At 72.9% G+C, this 14444-nt stretch carries 14 protein-coding genes and 1 riboswitch; of the genes, 8 read left to right on the top strand and 6 right to left on the bottom strand.

From position 1 onward, the window contains the following. The first annotated feature begins 5 nt into the window (after nucleotides 1–5). Genes KLI87_RS29495 through KLI87_RS29475 form a run of 5 tightly spaced genes read left to right on the top strand, consistent with a single transcriptional unit; the run spans nucleotide 6 to nucleotide 4810 of the window. Nucleotides 6–1253 (top strand): ABC transporter substrate-binding protein, encoded by a 1248-nt coding sequence (locus KLI87_RS29495; protein ID WP_214619550.1) that lies wholly within the window; start codon nucleotides 6–8, stop codon nucleotides 1251–1253. Continuing rightward, a complete protein-coding gene (locus tag KLI87_RS29490) occupies nucleotides 1250–2050 on the top strand; it encodes an ABC transporter ATP-binding protein (RefSeq protein ID WP_214619549.1) in 801 nt (266 codons plus the stop codon). The genes KLI87_RS29495 and KLI87_RS29490 overlap by 4 nt, the downstream gene beginning before the upstream one ends. After that, entirely contained in the window at nucleotides 2047–2805 is a 759-nt protein-coding gene (locus KLI87_RS29485) for an ABC transporter ATP-binding protein (protein ID WP_156216336.1), read from the top strand. The genes KLI87_RS29490 and KLI87_RS29485 overlap by 4 nt, the downstream gene beginning before the upstream one ends. Further along, nucleotides 2802–3686, top strand: coding sequence for a branched-chain amino acid ABC transporter permease (locus KLI87_RS29480; protein ID WP_214619548.1), 885 nt, complete (start codon nucleotides 2802–2804; stop codon nucleotides 3684–3686). Before KLI87_RS29485 ends, KLI87_RS29480 begins: the two co-directional genes overlap by 4 nt. Next, complete coding sequence (locus KLI87_RS29475; RefSeq protein WP_214619547.1) at nucleotides 3683–4810, top strand: branched-chain amino acid ABC transporter permease; 1128 nt, start codon at nucleotides 3683–3685, stop codon at nucleotides 4808–4810. The genes KLI87_RS29480 and KLI87_RS29475 overlap by 4 nt, the downstream gene beginning before the upstream one ends. A 58-nt stretch (nucleotides 4811–4868) precedes the next feature. On the opposite strand, the gene KLI87_RS29470 is transcribed toward KLI87_RS29475, so the two are convergent. Beyond that, the gene (locus tag KLI87_RS29470; protein ID WP_214619546.1) at nucleotides 4869–5810 is read right to left on the bottom strand and encodes a PDR/VanB family oxidoreductase; all 942 of its coding nucleotides are present in this window, start codon (nucleotides 5808–5810) and stop codon (nucleotides 4869–4871) included. A 1-nt stretch (nucleotide 5811) separates the two neighbouring features. Continuing rightward, nucleotides 5812–6486 (bottom strand): MSMEG_1061 family FMN-dependent PPOX-type flavoprotein, encoded by a 675-nt coding sequence (locus KLI87_RS29465; RefSeq protein WP_156216339.1) that lies wholly within the window; start codon nucleotides 6484–6486, stop codon nucleotides 5812–5814. Between the two features lie 181 nt (nucleotides 6487–6667). On the opposite strand from KLI87_RS29465, the gene KLI87_RS29460 reads away from it, so the two are divergent. Next, nucleotides 6668–7492 (top strand): IclR family transcriptional regulator, encoded by an 825-nt coding sequence (locus KLI87_RS29460; RefSeq protein WP_156216340.1) that lies wholly within the window; start codon nucleotides 6668–6670, stop codon nucleotides 7490–7492. 30 nt (nucleotides 7493–7522) lie between these two features. Here KLI87_RS29460 and KLI87_RS29455 read toward each other — a convergent pair whose 3' ends face one another. The 3 genes from KLI87_RS29455 to KLI87_RS29445 all read right to left on the bottom strand — a co-directional run bounded on the left by KLI87_RS29455 (nucleotide 7523) and on the right by KLI87_RS29445 (nucleotide 11018). Beyond that, complete coding sequence (locus tag KLI87_RS29455) at nucleotides 7523–8047, bottom strand: hypothetical protein (protein ID WP_214619545.1); 525 nt, start codon at nucleotides 8045–8047, stop codon at nucleotides 7523–7525. 516 nt (nucleotides 8048–8563) lie between these two features. Continuing rightward, nucleotides 8564–10297 (bottom strand): phosphomethylpyrimidine synthase ThiC, encoded by a 1734-nt coding sequence (gene thiC / locus KLI87_RS29450; protein ID WP_214619543.1) that lies wholly within the window; start codon nucleotides 10295–10297, stop codon nucleotides 8564–8566. Beyond that, nucleotides 10292–10405, bottom strand: a riboswitch (TPP riboswitch). (Overlaps the previous gene by 6 nt.) A 61-nt stretch (nucleotides 10406–10466) precedes the next feature. Then, nucleotides 10467–11018, bottom strand: coding sequence for an AAA family ATPase (locus KLI87_RS29445; RefSeq protein ID WP_214619542.1), 552 nt, complete (start codon nucleotides 11016–11018; stop codon nucleotides 10467–10469). Nucleotides 11019–11248: 230 nt separating this feature from the next. Here KLI87_RS29445 and KLI87_RS29440 point away from each other — a divergent pair, with 230 nt between their 5' ends. Together KLI87_RS29440 and KLI87_RS29435 are read left to right on the top strand one after the other, a co-directional pair. Then, nucleotides 11249–12493: an exo-alpha-sialidase gene (locus KLI87_RS29440; protein WP_214619540.1), complete on the top strand. Its 1245-nt coding sequence runs from the start codon at nucleotides 11249–11251 to the stop codon at nucleotides 12491–12493. 179 nt (nucleotides 12494–12672) lie between these two features. Continuing rightward, a complete protein-coding gene (locus KLI87_RS29435; protein WP_250904406.1) occupies nucleotides 12673–13845 on the top strand; it encodes a sensor histidine kinase in 1173 nt (390 codons plus the stop codon). On the opposite strand, the gene KLI87_RS29430 is transcribed toward KLI87_RS29435, so the two are convergent. Further along, complete coding sequence (locus KLI87_RS29430; protein ID WP_214619537.1) at nucleotides 13825–14376, bottom strand: NUDIX hydrolase; 552 nt, start codon at nucleotides 14374–14376, stop codon at nucleotides 13825–13827. The genes KLI87_RS29435 and KLI87_RS29430 overlap by 21 nt on opposite strands. Nucleotides 14377–14444: the final 68 nt, after the last annotated feature.

Here is a 14444-nt window from a genome sequence, read left to right as displayed (position 1 = left end):
GTGCCATGCCGCACCCACACATCATGAAGCGCCGCTGGCCGGTTCTGGTGGCCGCCGGAGCGACGCTGGCCGGGGCGGTGGCCTGCTCCAGCGGCGCCGCCTCGGGCGGCAGGAGCGGCGGCTCGGGCTCGCTCGCCTGCCGGGACGGCAGGATCCTGGTCGGGATCGCCAAGGCCGACAGCGGGTTCGCCTCGTTCTTCGACGTCGCCGGGAAGCGCGGGCTGGAGGTCGCCGTCCAGGAGATCAACGCCCGGGGCGGCGTCAAGGGCTGCAAGATCCAGACCATCGCCGGCGACACCAAGTCCGACCCCGCGATCGCCGCGCAGGTCGCGCGCTCGCTGATCACCAAGGGCGCCCAGATCCTCGTCGTCGCCGACGACTTCGACACCGGCGTCGCCGCCGCCCGCATCGGGCAGCGGGAGGGGCTGCTGACGCTGTCGCTCGCCGCGTCCTCGACCGTCTTCGGCAAGGCCGTCGGCGACCGCTTCTTCAGCGGCGGCATCACCACCACCGAACTCGGGCTGGGGCAGGCCAGGTACGCGCTGGACCGCAAGTGGACGTCCACCTTCCAGGTGCTCGACCCCGGGCTCGCCTACTTCACCGAGCAGGACGCCGCCTACCGCAGGCTCTACGAGGGCGGCGGCGGCAAGGTGGGCGGCGTCGACCGGGTCGACTCGCTCGGCGGCCAGTCCGACTTCAGCTCCACCATCTCCAAGATCAAGGCCGCCCGCCCCGACGTCGTCCAGGCCCTCGCGGTCTTCCCGGCGGTGGGCACCTTCGTCAAGCAGCTGCGCGCCGCCGGGGTCGACACCCCGGTGCTCGGCAACATCACCCTCCAGACCCGCGAGCTGCCGAAGCTCGTCGGGGCGGGCCGCGCCGACGACATCTACTACGCCGCCCAGGTCTACTTCGACGGCGCGGGCACCGACCCGAAGACCGACCCGGCCATCGCCACCTTCGCCAAGACCTACGAGAGGATGTTCGGGCACTTCCCCGAGCAGGCCAACGCCCCCGGCGCCTACCAGACCTTCCTCGCCATCGACACGGCCCTGCAACGCAAGGACGTCACCGACGCCGCGTCGGCGGCCAAGGCGATCCGCGAGCAGCGCGGCCTCAAGGTCCCCGGCGGCACCCTCGACCAGTGGAAGGACGGGTACGCGGTCTGGAGCCCGACCATCGTCGGGCTCGAAGGCGGCAGGTTCACCTCCGTGACCGCCTACAACGCGACCTCGCTGCGAAGCGGGGCCGCGTGAGCGCCCCGCCCGCCCCGGCGGCCGCCGGCCCCGGCGCGGGGGAGCCGCTCCTGCGGGTGACCGGCGCGGTCAAGCGGTTCTCCGGACTCACCGCGCTGGCCGGCGCCGACCTCACGCTCGCGGCCGGCGAGGTGCTCGGCCTGATCGGGCCGAACGGCTCCGGCAAGACCACGCTGGTCAACTGCGTCTCGGGCGCGCTCCGCATCGACGAGGGCGAGATCCGGCTGCGCGGCCGCGACGTCACCCGCGCGTCCCGCGCACGCCGCGCCAGGAGCGGGATCGCCAGGACGTTCCAGAACCTCAAGCTGTTCGGCGACCTGACGGTGCGGGAGAACGTGCTCGTGGGCCGCAACGCCTCCCCGAGGGGCCCGTCCGGCGGCCCGTCCCGCGACGGCGGGGCGGCGCCGGCGGAGACCCCGAAGGACGACGTGGAGGGCCTGCTGCGCGACCTGCGCCTGGAGCACGTCGCCCGCGAGATCGTCTCCACCCTCTCCTACGGGACGCAGCGCCGGGTGGAGATCGCGCGGGCGCTCGCCGGGAACCCGCGGGTGCTGCTCCTCGACGAGCCCGCCGCCGGGCTGAACGACGGGGAGACCGCCGAGCTGAAGGACCTGATCCACCTGATCCGCACCGAGCGGGGCTGCGGCGTCCTGGTCATCGACCACGACATGAACCTCGTCCTCGGCATCAGCGACCGGGTCCAGGTGCTCGACGAGGGCACCGTCATCTTCGAGGGCGAGCCGCGGGAGGCCTTCGAGCAGCCCCGCGTCGTCGCGGCGTACCTGGGGGCGCAATGACCGCGGAACCGCTGCTCCAGGTCTCCGACCTCGTGGTCGGCTACGACGCGACCAAGGTGCTCAAGGGCGTGTCCCTGACCGTCGCGCCGGGCGAGGCCGTGGCCGTGCTCGGCGCGAACGGGGCGGGCAAGTCGACGCTGATGAAGGTGATCTCCGGGCTGCTCGCGCCCTGGGAGGGCACGGTCCGGTTCGACGGCGCGGACGTCACCGGCATGCCCGCCGAGGAGCGCGCCGGCCTCGGGATCGCGCTCGCGCCCGAGGGCCGCGGCATCTTCGCGACCCTGTCGATCGAGGAGAACCTGCTGATCGGCGGCACCTGCCTGCGGCGGCGGATGTCGACCGCCGAGCGGCGCCGGCACGAGCGCGACGTCCTCGACCAGGTCTACGCGTCCTTCCCCGTCCTCGCCGAGCGGCGGACGGCCCGGGGCTGCGACCTGTCCGGCGGCCAGCAGCAGATGCTGGCGATCGGGCGGGCGCTGATGGCCGCGCCGAAGCTGCTCGTCCTGGACGAGCCCTGCCTGGGTCTCGCGCCGAAGATGGGAAACGAGGTGTACACCGTGCTCCGGAGGCTCCGCGAGGCGGGCCAGAGCCTGATCGTGGTGGAGGAGTCGTCCCGGCGGGCCCTCGACTTCGTCGACCGCGCCTGCTGCCTGAAGCTCGGCGAGAAGGTCCTGGACGGCGACGCCGAGGAGATGAAGGCCGACGAGCTGCTCATCGAGGCGTACTTCGGGCTGAAGGGGGCCGAGCAGCGATGACCGCGTTCGTCCAGCACGTGCTCGACGCGCTGAGCGTCGGCTCCACCTACGCCCTGCTCGCCCTCGGCCTGACGCTGGTGTTCAGCGTCATGAACCTGATCAACTTCGCCTACGGGCTGCTGCTGGTGTGGGCGGGCTACGCGGCCTGCGTCCTGGTCGACGCCGGGCTGCCCTTCGCTTTGGTCGTGCCGCTGTGCGTCCTGTTCGTCACCGCGCTGTCGATGGCGATGGGACGGGTCGCGTTCCGGCCCTTCATCGGCGCGCCGCCGATCACCCTGCTCATCACCTCGTTCGGCGTGCTCCTGATCATCCAGTACGTCGCGATCCTGATCTTCGGTGAGAAGCCACGGGTGCTGAACGCCCCGGACTTCCTGACGGGCGTCATCGCGGCCGGCGGGCTGCGCGTCCCCGTGCTCCAGGTGGTCACGATCGCCAGCGGCGCCGCCGTCGTCGCGGCGTTCTACGGGCTGCTCCACCGCACCCCGTTCGGCGCCCAGCTGCGCGCCGCCGCCGAGTCGCCGCGGACCGCCCGCCTGATGGGCATCCGGCCCGACCGCGTCCTGATGATCGCCTTCGCGATCAGCGGCGCGATCGCCGGGATCGTCGGGCTGCTCTGGTTCACCAAGGTCGGCGCGGTGACGCCGCGCTCCGACATGGAGCCCACGCTGAAGGCGTTCATCGCGATCGTCCTCGGCGGCCTCGGCCGCACCTCCGGCGCCATGCTCGGCGGGCTGGCCCTCGGCGGCATCGAGGTCGCCATGAACGTCGTCCTCCCCTCGGGCGCGATCACCTACGCGCAGGCGATCGTGTTCGCGGTCGTCATCGCCCTACTCGTGCTGCGCCCCGGCGGGCTCAGCGGTGCCAGAACGGAGGCAGCATGATGCTCAGGCTCGCGTTGCGCACTGACAGCCCACCCGGTCTCCTCGGCCGCCTCGGCGCGACGGCCGGCGCGCTGCTGGCCGCCGGCGTGGTGACGCTGCTCGGGGGCCTGCTGTTCATGGCCCCGACGATGGCGGAGATCGTCCTGCTCTTCGGCATCAACGCGATCCTGGTGATCGGGTTCCAGGTGTTCGTCGGCAACACCGGCATCGTCTCGTTCGGCCATGTCGCGTTCATGGCCGTCGGCGCGTACGCGGGCGGGATCGCGGCGATGCCGGTGCTCGACAAGGAGATCACCCTGCCGGACCTGCCGGGCCCGCTCGCGGGGTTCGCGGTGGGCTTCGTCCCCGCGCTGCTGATCGGGGGCGGCGCCGCCGCGCTCCTCGCGCTGCTCACCGGGCCCGCGCTGATGCGCCTGTCGGGCGCGGCCGCCTCCATCGCCACCCTCGGCCTGCTGATCATCGTCAGCAACGTGCTCGCCCAGGCGACCCCGCTGACGCGCGGCCCGCAGTCGCTGTTCAGCGTGCCGGAGAACACCACGTTCGCCGGGGTCTACATCAGCCTCGCCGCGATGGTGGCGCTGAGCGCGTGGTTCAAGTGGTCGGGGGCGGGCCTGCGGGCCCGCGCCGTCCGGGACCAGCCCGCCGCCGCCGAGGCGGCCGGGGTGTCGGTCCTGCGCGCCCGCCTGTGGGCGTTCGTGCTGTCGGCGTTCATCACCGGCGTCGCCGGAGCGCTCTACGCCCAGCTGCTCACCGCCTTCTCGCCGGGGTCGTTCTACATCCCGCAGCTCGTCCTGGTGGTCGCCATGGCGATCGTGGGCGGCATCGGGGGCATCAGCGGGGCGCTGCTCGGCACCGCCGTGGTCACCGTGCTCAACGAGCTGCTGCGCCGGGTCGAGAGCGGCGTGTCGGTCGCCGGCGTCGACGTCCACGCGCCGAGCGGGATCTCCTTCGCGGCCCTCGGCGTCGCGCTGATCCTGATGCTGCGATGGCGTCCGGCCGGCCTGCTAGGAGCGGCGGAGGTGCAGTTCGAGGCGCGCCCGCCCGTCCCGGCGGACGACGGTCCCGCGCGTCCCGCCGGGGCGGTCTCGCCGGTCACGACCGGGAGGTCGCCCGCCGAGGGGTGAGGCGGGGGAGAGCGGGAGGGGGGAGGCGTCCGGTCGCCTCCCCCCTCTTCCCCGTCTCCTAGACGTCGAGGACGATCTCCGGCGTGGCGGCGCGGGAGACGCAGGCGTGCATGCGGTCCAGGGTGCCGGGGCCCAGCAGCGAGTCGCGGTGCTGGGGCACGCCGTCCAGCACGGTGACGGCGCACGAGCCGCACACCCCCTTCAGGCAGCCTCCGGCCACCCGGACGCCCTCGCGGCGGAGCGCGGCGAGGAGGCCGACCCCGGCGTCCACCCGCACGCGCACGTCCGACCGCGCGCACACCGCCACGAACGGTTCGCTGGGGCCGAAGTCGCGGGGGACCGGGACGAAGCGCTCCGCGTGGAAGCTCCCCTCCGGCCACCCCGCCACGGCCTTCTCGGCGGCCTCGACGAAGCCGGGGGAGCCGCAGCAGTAGACGCCCGTCCCCTCCCGGAAGTCCCCGACGAACCGGCCGAGGTCGAGCCGCCCCCCGGTGCCCGTGGCCCGCAGCGTCACCGCCTCGCCCAGCCCGGCCAGCTCGTCGCGGAACGCGGCCTCCTCCAGCGTCCGGACGCTGTAGGCGAGCCGCCACGGGACGCCCGCCTCCCGCGCCCGCATGACCATCGGCAGGATCGGCGTGATCCCGATCCCGGCGGCCAGGAAGACGTAGCGCTCGGCGGGACGCAGCCCGAAGTGGTTCCGCGGCTCCCACACGCGCACCTTCTTGCCGACGTCCAGATAGGAGTGCACATAGGCGGACGCCCCGCGCGACAGGCGCTCCCTGAGCACCGCGATGCGGTAGCCGGTCCTGTCGTCCGGACTTCCGCACAGCGAGTACTGGCGCAGATGGCGCGTGATCAGCTGGACGTCGATGTGGGCCCCCGGCTCCCACTCCGGGAGCGGGCCGCCCGCCGGGTCCGCCAGGTGGAGGGCCACGATGTCGCGGGCCGGGCGGTCGATGCCCGTCACGGTGAGGAGGCGGCCGCCTTCACGGGTCATCATCTCAGTAGAGCTCCTGGTAGCCGTCGTCGAAGAGGCGGTCGAGCCGTTCGGCGTCCAGCCCCTCCGTCGCCGCCGCGTCCGCCCAGAACGTGCCGGGCGAGGGGATCTCCTGCGCCAGGTCCCGCATGTCGTCCTCCCAGAGGCGCGACCTCAGCAGCGACCGGCCGCAGTGCAGGTAGGCCTCGTCGACCTCGACGAGGGTGGCCAGCTCGGGGCGCACGTCGTCCTGCTCCAGCATCGTCCGCAGGTCCCCGTCGTCGGTGACGTAGGCGCGCCCGTTCACCCGGAGGGTCTCCACCACTCCCGGAACGAAGAACAGCAGCCCCACATGCGGGTTCTCGACGATGTTGGAGAAGGAGTCGCCCAGTTTGTTGCCGAGCCGGTCGGGGATGAGAAGCGTCCGCTCGTCGAGGGCGCGGACGAACCCCGGATAGTCGCCCCGGGGCGTGCAGTCGGTCGCGCCGGAGGCGTCGGCGGTGGCCATGCAGCAGAACGGCGAGTGGGCGATGAAGGTCAGGCAGTTCCGGTCGAGATGATCAAGGATCTTCAACCGCGTCTCCGGGTCGGGCTCGCCGAGCAGACCGCGCGTCTCGGCCGCCCCGAGCCGCCGGTGACCGGTCCGCCACGGCACCGCTGCCGGGCCTCGATCTTGTTCACGATTCGACTGCACGCTCATATGGTGAGCATACTCCGCGCCACCTGGGCGGACCAGGTTTGACGCCGACCGGATCGGCGGTTCCGGACACGTGTCACCATCCCCCAGTGCACCAGCGGAGTAAGGCCAGAACCTTCCTCGACGCCTGGCGTCGCGGGGCGCGCGAGTGAAGTATCCGCCGCGGTGGGTTAAGATCGTGCTTGTGGCTCGCACATCGAACAACTCTTCGCCTGGTGAGGCCGAGAACGGCAAGAAGGACCTCATCCAGTCCGTCTCGCGCGCTCTCGCCATCCTTGAACTGTTCAACGAGAGGCGGCCCGCCCTCACGACGGGCGAGATCGCCTCGTTGACCGGCCTCAACCGCGCGACCGCGTACCGCTTCTGCCAGACGCTCCTGAGCCTCGGCTACCTGGAGGAGACCGAGGCGCGGACGTTCCGTCCGGGCCTCAACGCGATCTCGCTGGCGCGCGCGGCGCTGAGCAGCCGGGAACTGCCGGAGATGGCGCGCCCCTACCTCCAGCGGCTGCGCGAGAGCACCGGCGAGACGGTCAACATGGCGCTGCTGAACGGCGCGGACGTGGTCTACGTCGCGCGCCTGCTGAACGACGACCTCCTGGCCCTCCGCCTGTTCGTCGGAAGCCGGCTGCCCGTCCACGCCACCTCCCTGGGCCGCGCCATCCTCGCCTTCCTCCCCAGGGAGGAGGTCGAGGAGATCCTCGGCGGCGGCGCGCTGGAGGCCGTCACCCAGTACACGATCACCGACCTCGACAAGCTCAGCCAGGAGCTCGACCGCATCCGCAGCCGCGGCTACTCCCTCAACGACGAGGAGATGGTCCTCGGCATCCGCGGGGTCGGCGCCCCCGTCTTCAACGCGTCCGGCCGTCCGATCGCCGCGATCAACGTCTCCATCGCCCGCCCGCTGGACAAGGCGGAACTGCGGGACGTCATCGCCCCCCAGGTCGTCGAGACCGCCCGCGCCATCACGACCCTGGTCACCGAACTGGCGATCGACTCCGACCACCGCTGACACGGGCCGGGGCGCGGGACGGCGCTCCGGCTACCAGGTGTGGGCCACATCGACGATGAGCCGCGTGCCGCCTCCCGCACGCGGCAGCGTGAGAACCCGGAACGGCAGCCGCGCCCGCACCCCGACGCCGATCGTGGTCTGGCCCTCGAACGACCCCGCCCCCGCCACCTGCCGGAACGTGGTGTAGCCGCCGACATTCGCGAGCTCGGGCGAACTCGCCGGGAACCCGCTCGCGGCGGCGGCCTGGACGATGACGCGCAGCTTGGCGCCCCCGCGCAGCGGGACCGGGTTGCCCGACCCCTCCTGCACCACCTCGTCGACATACCCGGCGAGGTAGCCGAATCCCGACCCCGCCACCTCGATGACCAGCCGGTCGTAACAGTCCTGGCGGCCGGTGCGGACCCGCTCCAGCGGCCCGTCCGCGTGGTCGTGCAGCGTCCCCTTGTCCTGCGACCCCCAAGCGGTGCTACAGGCGGCCGACGCGGGCGCGCCGAGCACCCCGACCAGGACCACCGACAGCACCAGGGACAGCAGTCCCCCGATTAGCGCGCGCATTTCGAACCTCCATCATGCGAACCGACACCGATTGATAGGAAAGACGTCCCATATCCGCACCCAGTTGGCGCTTCACCGTGTCCGGATGCGGTCCGGCGGCGGCAGCCGAAGTGCGAGGGTGCCGAGGTCGCTTTCCAGATTCCGAAAGGCGATCAGGTCGGGTTCGACCGACGTGCGTCGCCACCGCCCTCAGAGGCGGCGTCGCACAGGTCGTGCCACCGCACCCGGAGCGGATCGGCGACCGGTCGATCGCCTCCCCATATCCGCCGCCGAGAGGGCCTATTCGTCAGCGAGCCATTTTCTGAGTGCGCGCATGAGGGGCCCGGCGGCCTTGTGACGGCCAAGGTGGTGATCACTTTACGGGCCAAGGAGGAGCCGATGTTCTCAGGGATGAATTACCCCGCGCCGCCCGGCGAGGGAGCCTGCCATGCAGGTCGGCGCCCGCGCTCCCGCGGGGGGGGGGGTGCCCCGGGCCCGCCGCGGGTTGTGCGGTGGCGGCGGGCCCGGGGCGGACGGTCAGGATCCGCCGGGGGCGAGGGGCAGGTAGACGCGGCCTCCGGCGGCGCGGAACTCGTCCGCCTTCTCCCGCATCCCGGCCGACAGCGCCTCGCCCTCACCGAGCCCGTTCTCGTCGGCGTAGCGGCGGACGTCCCGCGTGATCTTCATCGAGCAGAAGTGCGGCCCGCACATCGAGCAGAAGTGCGCGGTCTTCGCCGGCGCGGCCGGGAGCGTCTCGTCGTGGAACGCGCGGGCGGTGTCGGGGTCCAGCGAGAGGTTGAACTGGTCCTCCCAGCGGAAGTCGAACCGCGCGTCCGAGAGCGCGTCGTCCCACGCCTGCGCGCCCGGATGCCCCTTCGCCAGGTCGGCCGCGTGCGCCGCGATCTTGTAGGCGATCACGCCCGCCTTGACGTCGTCGCGGTCGGGCAGCCCGAGGTGCTCCTTCGGCGTGACGTAGCAGAGCATCGCGGTGCCATACCAGCCGATCATCGCCGCGCCGATCGCGGAGGTGATGTGGTCGTAGCCGGGCGCGATGTCGGTGGTCAGCGGGCCGAGCGTGTAGAAGGGCGCGTCGTCGCACCAGTCCCGCTGGAGGTCGACGTTCTCCTTGATCTTGTGCATCGGGACGTGCCCGGGGCCCTCGTTCATCACCTGGTTGTCGTACTCGGCGGCGATCCGGGTCAGTTCGCCCTGGGTGCGCAGCTCGGCGAACTGCGCCTCGTCGTTGGCGTCGGCGATCGAGCCGGGGCGCAGCCCGTCCCCGAGCGACCAGGTGACGTCGTAGGCGGCGAAGATCTCGCACAGCTCGCGGAAGCGGGTGTACAGGAAGTTCTCCTCGTGGTGCGCGAGGCACCACGCCGCCATGATCGACCCGCCGCGCGACACGATCCCGGTCTTGCGGCGCGCCGTCAGCGGCACGTACGGCAGCAGCACCCCGGCGTGGACGGTCATGTAGTCCACGCCCTGCTCGGCCTGCTCGATCACGGTGTCGCGGAACACCTCGAACGTCAGCTCCGCCGGGTCGCCGCCGACCTTCTCCAGCGCCTGGTAGAGCGGCACGGTCCCGACCGGGACGGGCGAGTTCCGCAGGATCCACTCCCGCGTGGTGTGGATGTCGCGCCCCGTCGACAGGTCCATGATCGTGTCGGCGCCCCAGCGGGTCGCCCACGCCATCTTCTCGACCTCGTCCTCGATGGAGGAGGCGACGGCCGAGTTCCCGATGTTGGCGTTCACCTTCACCAGGAAGTTCCGGCCGATGATCATCGGCTCGATCTCGGGGTGGTTGACGTTCGCGGGCAGCACCGCGCGCCCGGCGGCCAGCTCGTCCCGGACGAACTCCGGCGCCACGCCCTCGCGCAGCGCGACGAACTCCATCTCGGGCGTGACCTCGCCCCGCCGGGCGTAGGCGCGCTGGGTCACCGCCCCTCCGGACGCCCGCCTCGGCCGTCTCGGCGGGAACGCCGCGCGGTCGCGCAGCGGGTCGCCGGAGCGGCGCCCGTCGTCCTCGGGACGGACGGCCCGCCCCTCGTAGGCGGCGGTGTCGCCGCGCTCGGCGATCCACGCGTCCCGGAGGGCGGGCAGCCCCCGGCGGACGTCCGTCTCATGCGCCGGGTCGGTGTACGGCCCGGACGTGTCGTACAGGACGACGGACCCGCCGTCGGTCAGCGGCACCTCCCGCATCGGCGCGCGCACATCGGGCCGCGAGCCCTGGAGGTAGGTCTTGCGGGCAGCGGAAACCACGGTCTCGGTCATACGACTCGATCTCTCCCTACGCCGGCATTACCCGGTCAGGTTCCAGCGGTCAGCGGCCGTCCCAGCCGCTATCTCAGCCCGGTTCGCCGGGCCCCCGCGATCTGTCGCTGACGACCGTAACCCGCCGCACCCCCGTTGCCGCAACCGCCGCGGGTGGGATAAAGGCCCGTCAGCGGGACGGCGCGGCCGGGCGGCCGACGGCGGCCTCCGGCCAGGCGCGCTCCAGGATCTCCCCGACCGTCTGCTCGGGGGTCTGGTCCGAGGTGTCGAGCCACAGCCCGAGGCGCGGCGTCCCGGTGCGCAGCGTCCGGTCGAGCAGCTCGACCGTCCACGCGTCGTAGGCGTCCTTGCCCCGGGCCCGCTCCCGCGCGGCGACCGCCTCGGGACGCGGGGCGAGCACCACCACGAGCAGCGGACGTGACCGGACGAGGCGGACCATCTCGGCGAGGTGCCCGCCGAGCACGACGTCCTGAGCGACGACGGTGAACCCCTCGTCGAAGTAGGCGTCGCAGGTCGCCGCCGTCAGCCGGTGCCGCAGCCGGAGCTGCCGGACGGCCTCCGGCGACGGCTCCGGGGCCATCTCGGCGCGCCCGCCGACGACCATGCGGCGGAACAGGTCACCGCGCACATGCGCCGAGCGGGGCAGCCGCTCCGCGAGCGCCTGCGCGACCGTCGACTTCCCGGACGCCTGGATCCCGGTGATGAGGTAGACGGCCTTCACCGGCCCTCGCCCACACGTGCGGAACCGCGCCGCTTCCCATGCGACATGCGTTCACGTCCCCTCTCCGGCACCGCCATCATGCCGCGCCCCCGGCCGACGAGTTCGATCTTCGTTAACCTTCGCTGTCTACTTTGCAAATGATCAAGGCAGGCACCTCCCCGCGTCAGGTTGGAGTCACCGTGCACACAGCTAGGACGACTCGTCCGCGAACCCTCGGCGCACTGTCGGCGATGGTCGCCGCGGGAGCGGCCGGGACCGCGCTGCTCGCCCCGTCCGCCTCCGCGACCGACGACCCGGCCAAGGGCCGGGAGGAGTACCACACCGTCGACGTGCTCTTCCGGGGCGCGAACCAGGAATCGCTCAACGGGGTCGCCTACCACACGTTCCGCATCCCGGCGATCGTGCGGACCAACGCGGGCACGCTGCTGGCGTTCGCCGAGGGCAGGGCCAAGAGCAACAAGGACTACGGCAACATCAACCTCCTCTACAAGCGCGGCGTGCGCGACGGCACCAGGCCCGGGGACTGGTCCGGTCTCAAGGAGGCCGTCGGGTCGGGCATGGGCACCTGGGGCAACCCGGCCCCGGTCGTCGACCGCTCCACCGGCACCGTCTGGCTGTTCCTGTCGTGGAACGCCGCCGACAAGAGCCAGAGCGGCGGCGCCAACCCCGACACGGGCGAGCCCACCACCGCGATCACCAGGTGGGGTGAGCGCCGCGTCTACGTCATGAAGAGCACCGACGACGGGCAGAGCTTCACCGGCGCGAACGGCGAGTCCGCGCCCACCGACATGACCGCGACGCTGCTGCCGAAGAAGAAGGCCGACGGCAAGGACTGGGCGTGGGACGCGGTCGGCCCCGGCGCCGGCCTCTCCATGGACGACGGCACCCTGGTGATCCCCGCCCAGCACCGCAACATCTACAGCACCGACCACGGCAGGACCTGGAAGGTGCAGAAGCTCGGCGAGGAGACCGGCGAGGCCACCATCACCCAGCTCGACGACGGAACCCTCTACCGCAACGACCGGCCCACCCTCGACTCCTGGAACCGGCACAAGCGCCGCTGGGTGGCCCGCGGCGGCATCACCGGCCGGTTCGGCGCCTACACCTGGGACGACACCCTCCTCGACCCGAAGAACCAGGCATCGGTCCTGCAATACAACAACGCCGAGCCGGACGCTCCCCGCCGCACCCTGTTCCTCAACTCCGCGAGCACCGACACCCGCCAGAAGATGCGGGTGCGCGTGAGCTACGACAACGCCCGGACGTGGGAGCGGAGCCGCCCGCTCTCCGAGGGCCCGAAGCCGCCGTCGGACGGCGGCGCCGAGGGCGGCTACTCCAGCATGGTCAAGACCGCCGACCACATGGTGGGCGCCCTGGTGGAGAGCAACCTCGACACCGGCGACACGGCCTCCAGCCGCTCGATCCTCTACCGCAGGTTCAACCTCCCCTGGGCCGTCAACGGCTGCACCTGCTGACCCACCCGAGGCCCCGCACCCAATCCCAGGCGCGGGGCCTACCGGCGGTCGCACCGAGGAGCCGGCCATAGGAAGTGGGGGGCAGCGGTCCTGGCGGGTTCGGGGGTGTGCTGGTCCGGGCGGCTGGGCGGGGGCGGGTGCGGAAGGCGAGGGCGGTCGGGGAAGATGGGGGCGTGGTGATGCGGGGACGGCCGGGCGTCCGGGCGCTGGACGCGCCGGCGGTGATGGTGCCGGCGGTGGGCGCGCTGGCGGCGTGCGCGGCCGTCGCGGCGGGGATGTGGCCAGGGGTGCGGCCGCTGGACGCCCTCGGGGCGGTCCTGCTGGTCGCGGTGCACGTGCCGCTGGTGCTGCTGCGGCGGCACCCGGGGCCGGCGCTGGCGGCGCTGGTCGTGCTGGCGCTGCCCTACCACCTGATGCAGTACCAGCACCACGCGCTGGTGCCCGCCGAGGTCATCGCGATGTTCGGGTACGCGGTGCTCGGACGGCGCGTCCGGGTCGTGCTCAGCGTGGCCGGGTTCCTGCTCCTGACGTGCGTCGTCGGGATGGCGATGCGGGCGGGCGGCAGCAGCGTCCGCGAGCAGATCGCGGTGATCGAGGGGGTCGTCGCCGTCGCGATCGCCGTGCAGGTGTGGCGCGGCCACCGGGCGCGGGTCGCGGCGATCACCGAGCGGGCCGAGCGCGCCGAGCGGACGCGGGAGGAGGAGGCGCGCCGCCGGGTCGCCGAGGAGCGCCTCCGGATCGCGCGCGACCTGCACGACCTGCTCGCGCACAGCATCACGGTCATCGGCGTGCAGGCCGGCGCGGCGGCGCACCTCGTGCGCGGCGACCGGCCCCTGGACCGCGACGAGCTGGGCGAGGCGCTCGCCTCGATCGCCGCGACCTGCCGCGACGCCCGGACGGAGCTGCGCGGCACCCTCCAGGTCCTGCGCGGCACCGAGGCGGGCCCGCCGGAGATCCTGCCGGGCGTCACCGCGATCGCCGGTCTCGCGGAGGCCGCGCGCGCGACGGGGCTGCGGGTGGCGCTCGACGACGCGGAGATCGGGACGCTGCCGCCGGAGGTCGGCGTCGCCGCGTACCGGATCGTCCAGGAGGCCCTGACCAACGTCGTCAAGCACGCCGCCGCGAGCGCCGTCTCGGTGGGGCTGGCGCGCGAGCGGGAGGGGCTGGTCGTCCGGGTCGCCGACGACGGGCGCGGGCCGTCCGGGGGCACGCCGGAGGGGTTCGGGGTGCTCGGCATGATCGAGCGGGCGCGCAGCATCGGCGGCACGCTGGACGCGGGCGCCGGGGACGGCGGCGGCTTCGTCGTGACCGCCGTCCTCCCCGTCAAGGACTCAGCCCCGGTCGGCCCCTAGGCGGCCGGTCGCGGCGAGGGTGTGCAGGTAGAGCAGCGCGCCGAGGGCGACCGCGGAGCCGAACTCGCCGCGCGCGGCCAGCTCCGGGACGTCCGCCAGCGGAACCCACTCGATGCGCTCGGCCTCCACGTCGGTGGGCTCGCCGATCCGCTCGGCGCCGTCCGCCTGGAAGAAGTGGTGGACCCCGTCGTGGACGCTCGGCGACGCCGGGACCTCCAGCAGCCGCCGCATCGGGCCGGCTTGGTAGCCGGTCTCCTCGATCAGCTCGCGCGCGGCCGCGTCGCCGGGGTCCTCGCCCTCCTCGACGCGCCCGCCCGGGACCTCCCAGCCCCAGCGGTCGGTGATGAAGCGGTGCCGCCAGATCAGCAGCGCGCGGGACGCCCCGTCCACGGCGACCACCCCGGCCCCCGGGCGCACCCGCAGGAGGTGGTGGTCGAAGCGCCGCCCGTCGGGCAGTTCGACGTCGGCCAGCCGCACGTCCATCCAGGGGCTGTCGTAGACCGAACGCTCGCCGTGCACCGTCCATCGCATGCCCCGCACGCTATCGGGGGGCTTTCCAACCCTTACCGGTAGGGTCAGGATCAAGGGACACAGGGGAG

The organism is Actinomadura sp. NEAU-AAG7, from assembly GCF_018603865.1.
Lineage (GTDB): Bacteria > Actinomycetota > Actinomycetes > Streptosporangiales > Streptosporangiaceae > Spirillospora > Spirillospora litoris.
Note: the sequence above shows the minus strand (reverse complement) of the source record. Positions and strands in the feature narration are given on the sequence as shown.

Coding starts and splice junctions, on each gene's coding strand:
- KLI87_RS29495 (WP_214619550.1), top strand. CDS start 6: ATGCCGCACCCACACATCATGAAGCGCCGCTGGCCGGTTCTGGTGGCC.
- KLI87_RS29485 (WP_156216336.1), top strand. CDS start 2,047: ATGACCGCGGAACCGCTGCTCCAGGTCTCCGACCTCGTGGTCGGCTAC.
- KLI87_RS29480 (WP_214619548.1), top strand. CDS start 2,802: ATGACCGCGTTCGTCCAGCACGTGCTCGACGCGCTGAGCGTCGGCTCC.
- KLI87_RS29475 (WP_214619547.1), top strand. CDS start 3,683: ATGATGCTCAGGCTCGCGTTGCGCACTGACAGCCCACCCGGTCTCCTC.
- KLI87_RS29470 (WP_214619546.1), bottom strand. CDS start 5,810: ATGATGACCCGTGAAGGCGGCCGCCTCCTCACCGTGACGGGCATCGAC.
- KLI87_RS29465 (WP_156216339.1), bottom strand. CDS start 6,486: ATGAGCGTGCAGTCGAATCGTGAACAAGATCGAGGCCCGGCAGCGGTG.
- KLI87_RS29455 (WP_214619545.1), bottom strand. CDS start 8,047: ATGCGCGCGCTAATCGGGGGACTGCTGTCCCTGGTGCTGTCGGTGGTC.
- thiC (WP_214619543.1), bottom strand. CDS start 10,297: ATGACCGAGACCGTGGTTTCCGCTGCCCGCAAGACCTACCTCCAGGGC.
- KLI87_RS29440 (WP_214619540.1), top strand. CDS start 11,249: ATGGTCGCCGCGGGAGCGGCCGGGACCGCGCTGCTCGCCCCGTCCGCC.
- KLI87_RS29435 (WP_250904406.1), top strand. CDS start 12,673: ATGCGGGGACGGCCGGGCGTCCGGGCGCTGGACGCGCCGGCGGTGATG.
- KLI87_RS29430 (WP_214619537.1), bottom strand. CDS start 14,376: ATGCGATGGACGGTGCACGGCGAGCGTTCGGTCTACGACAGCCCCTGG.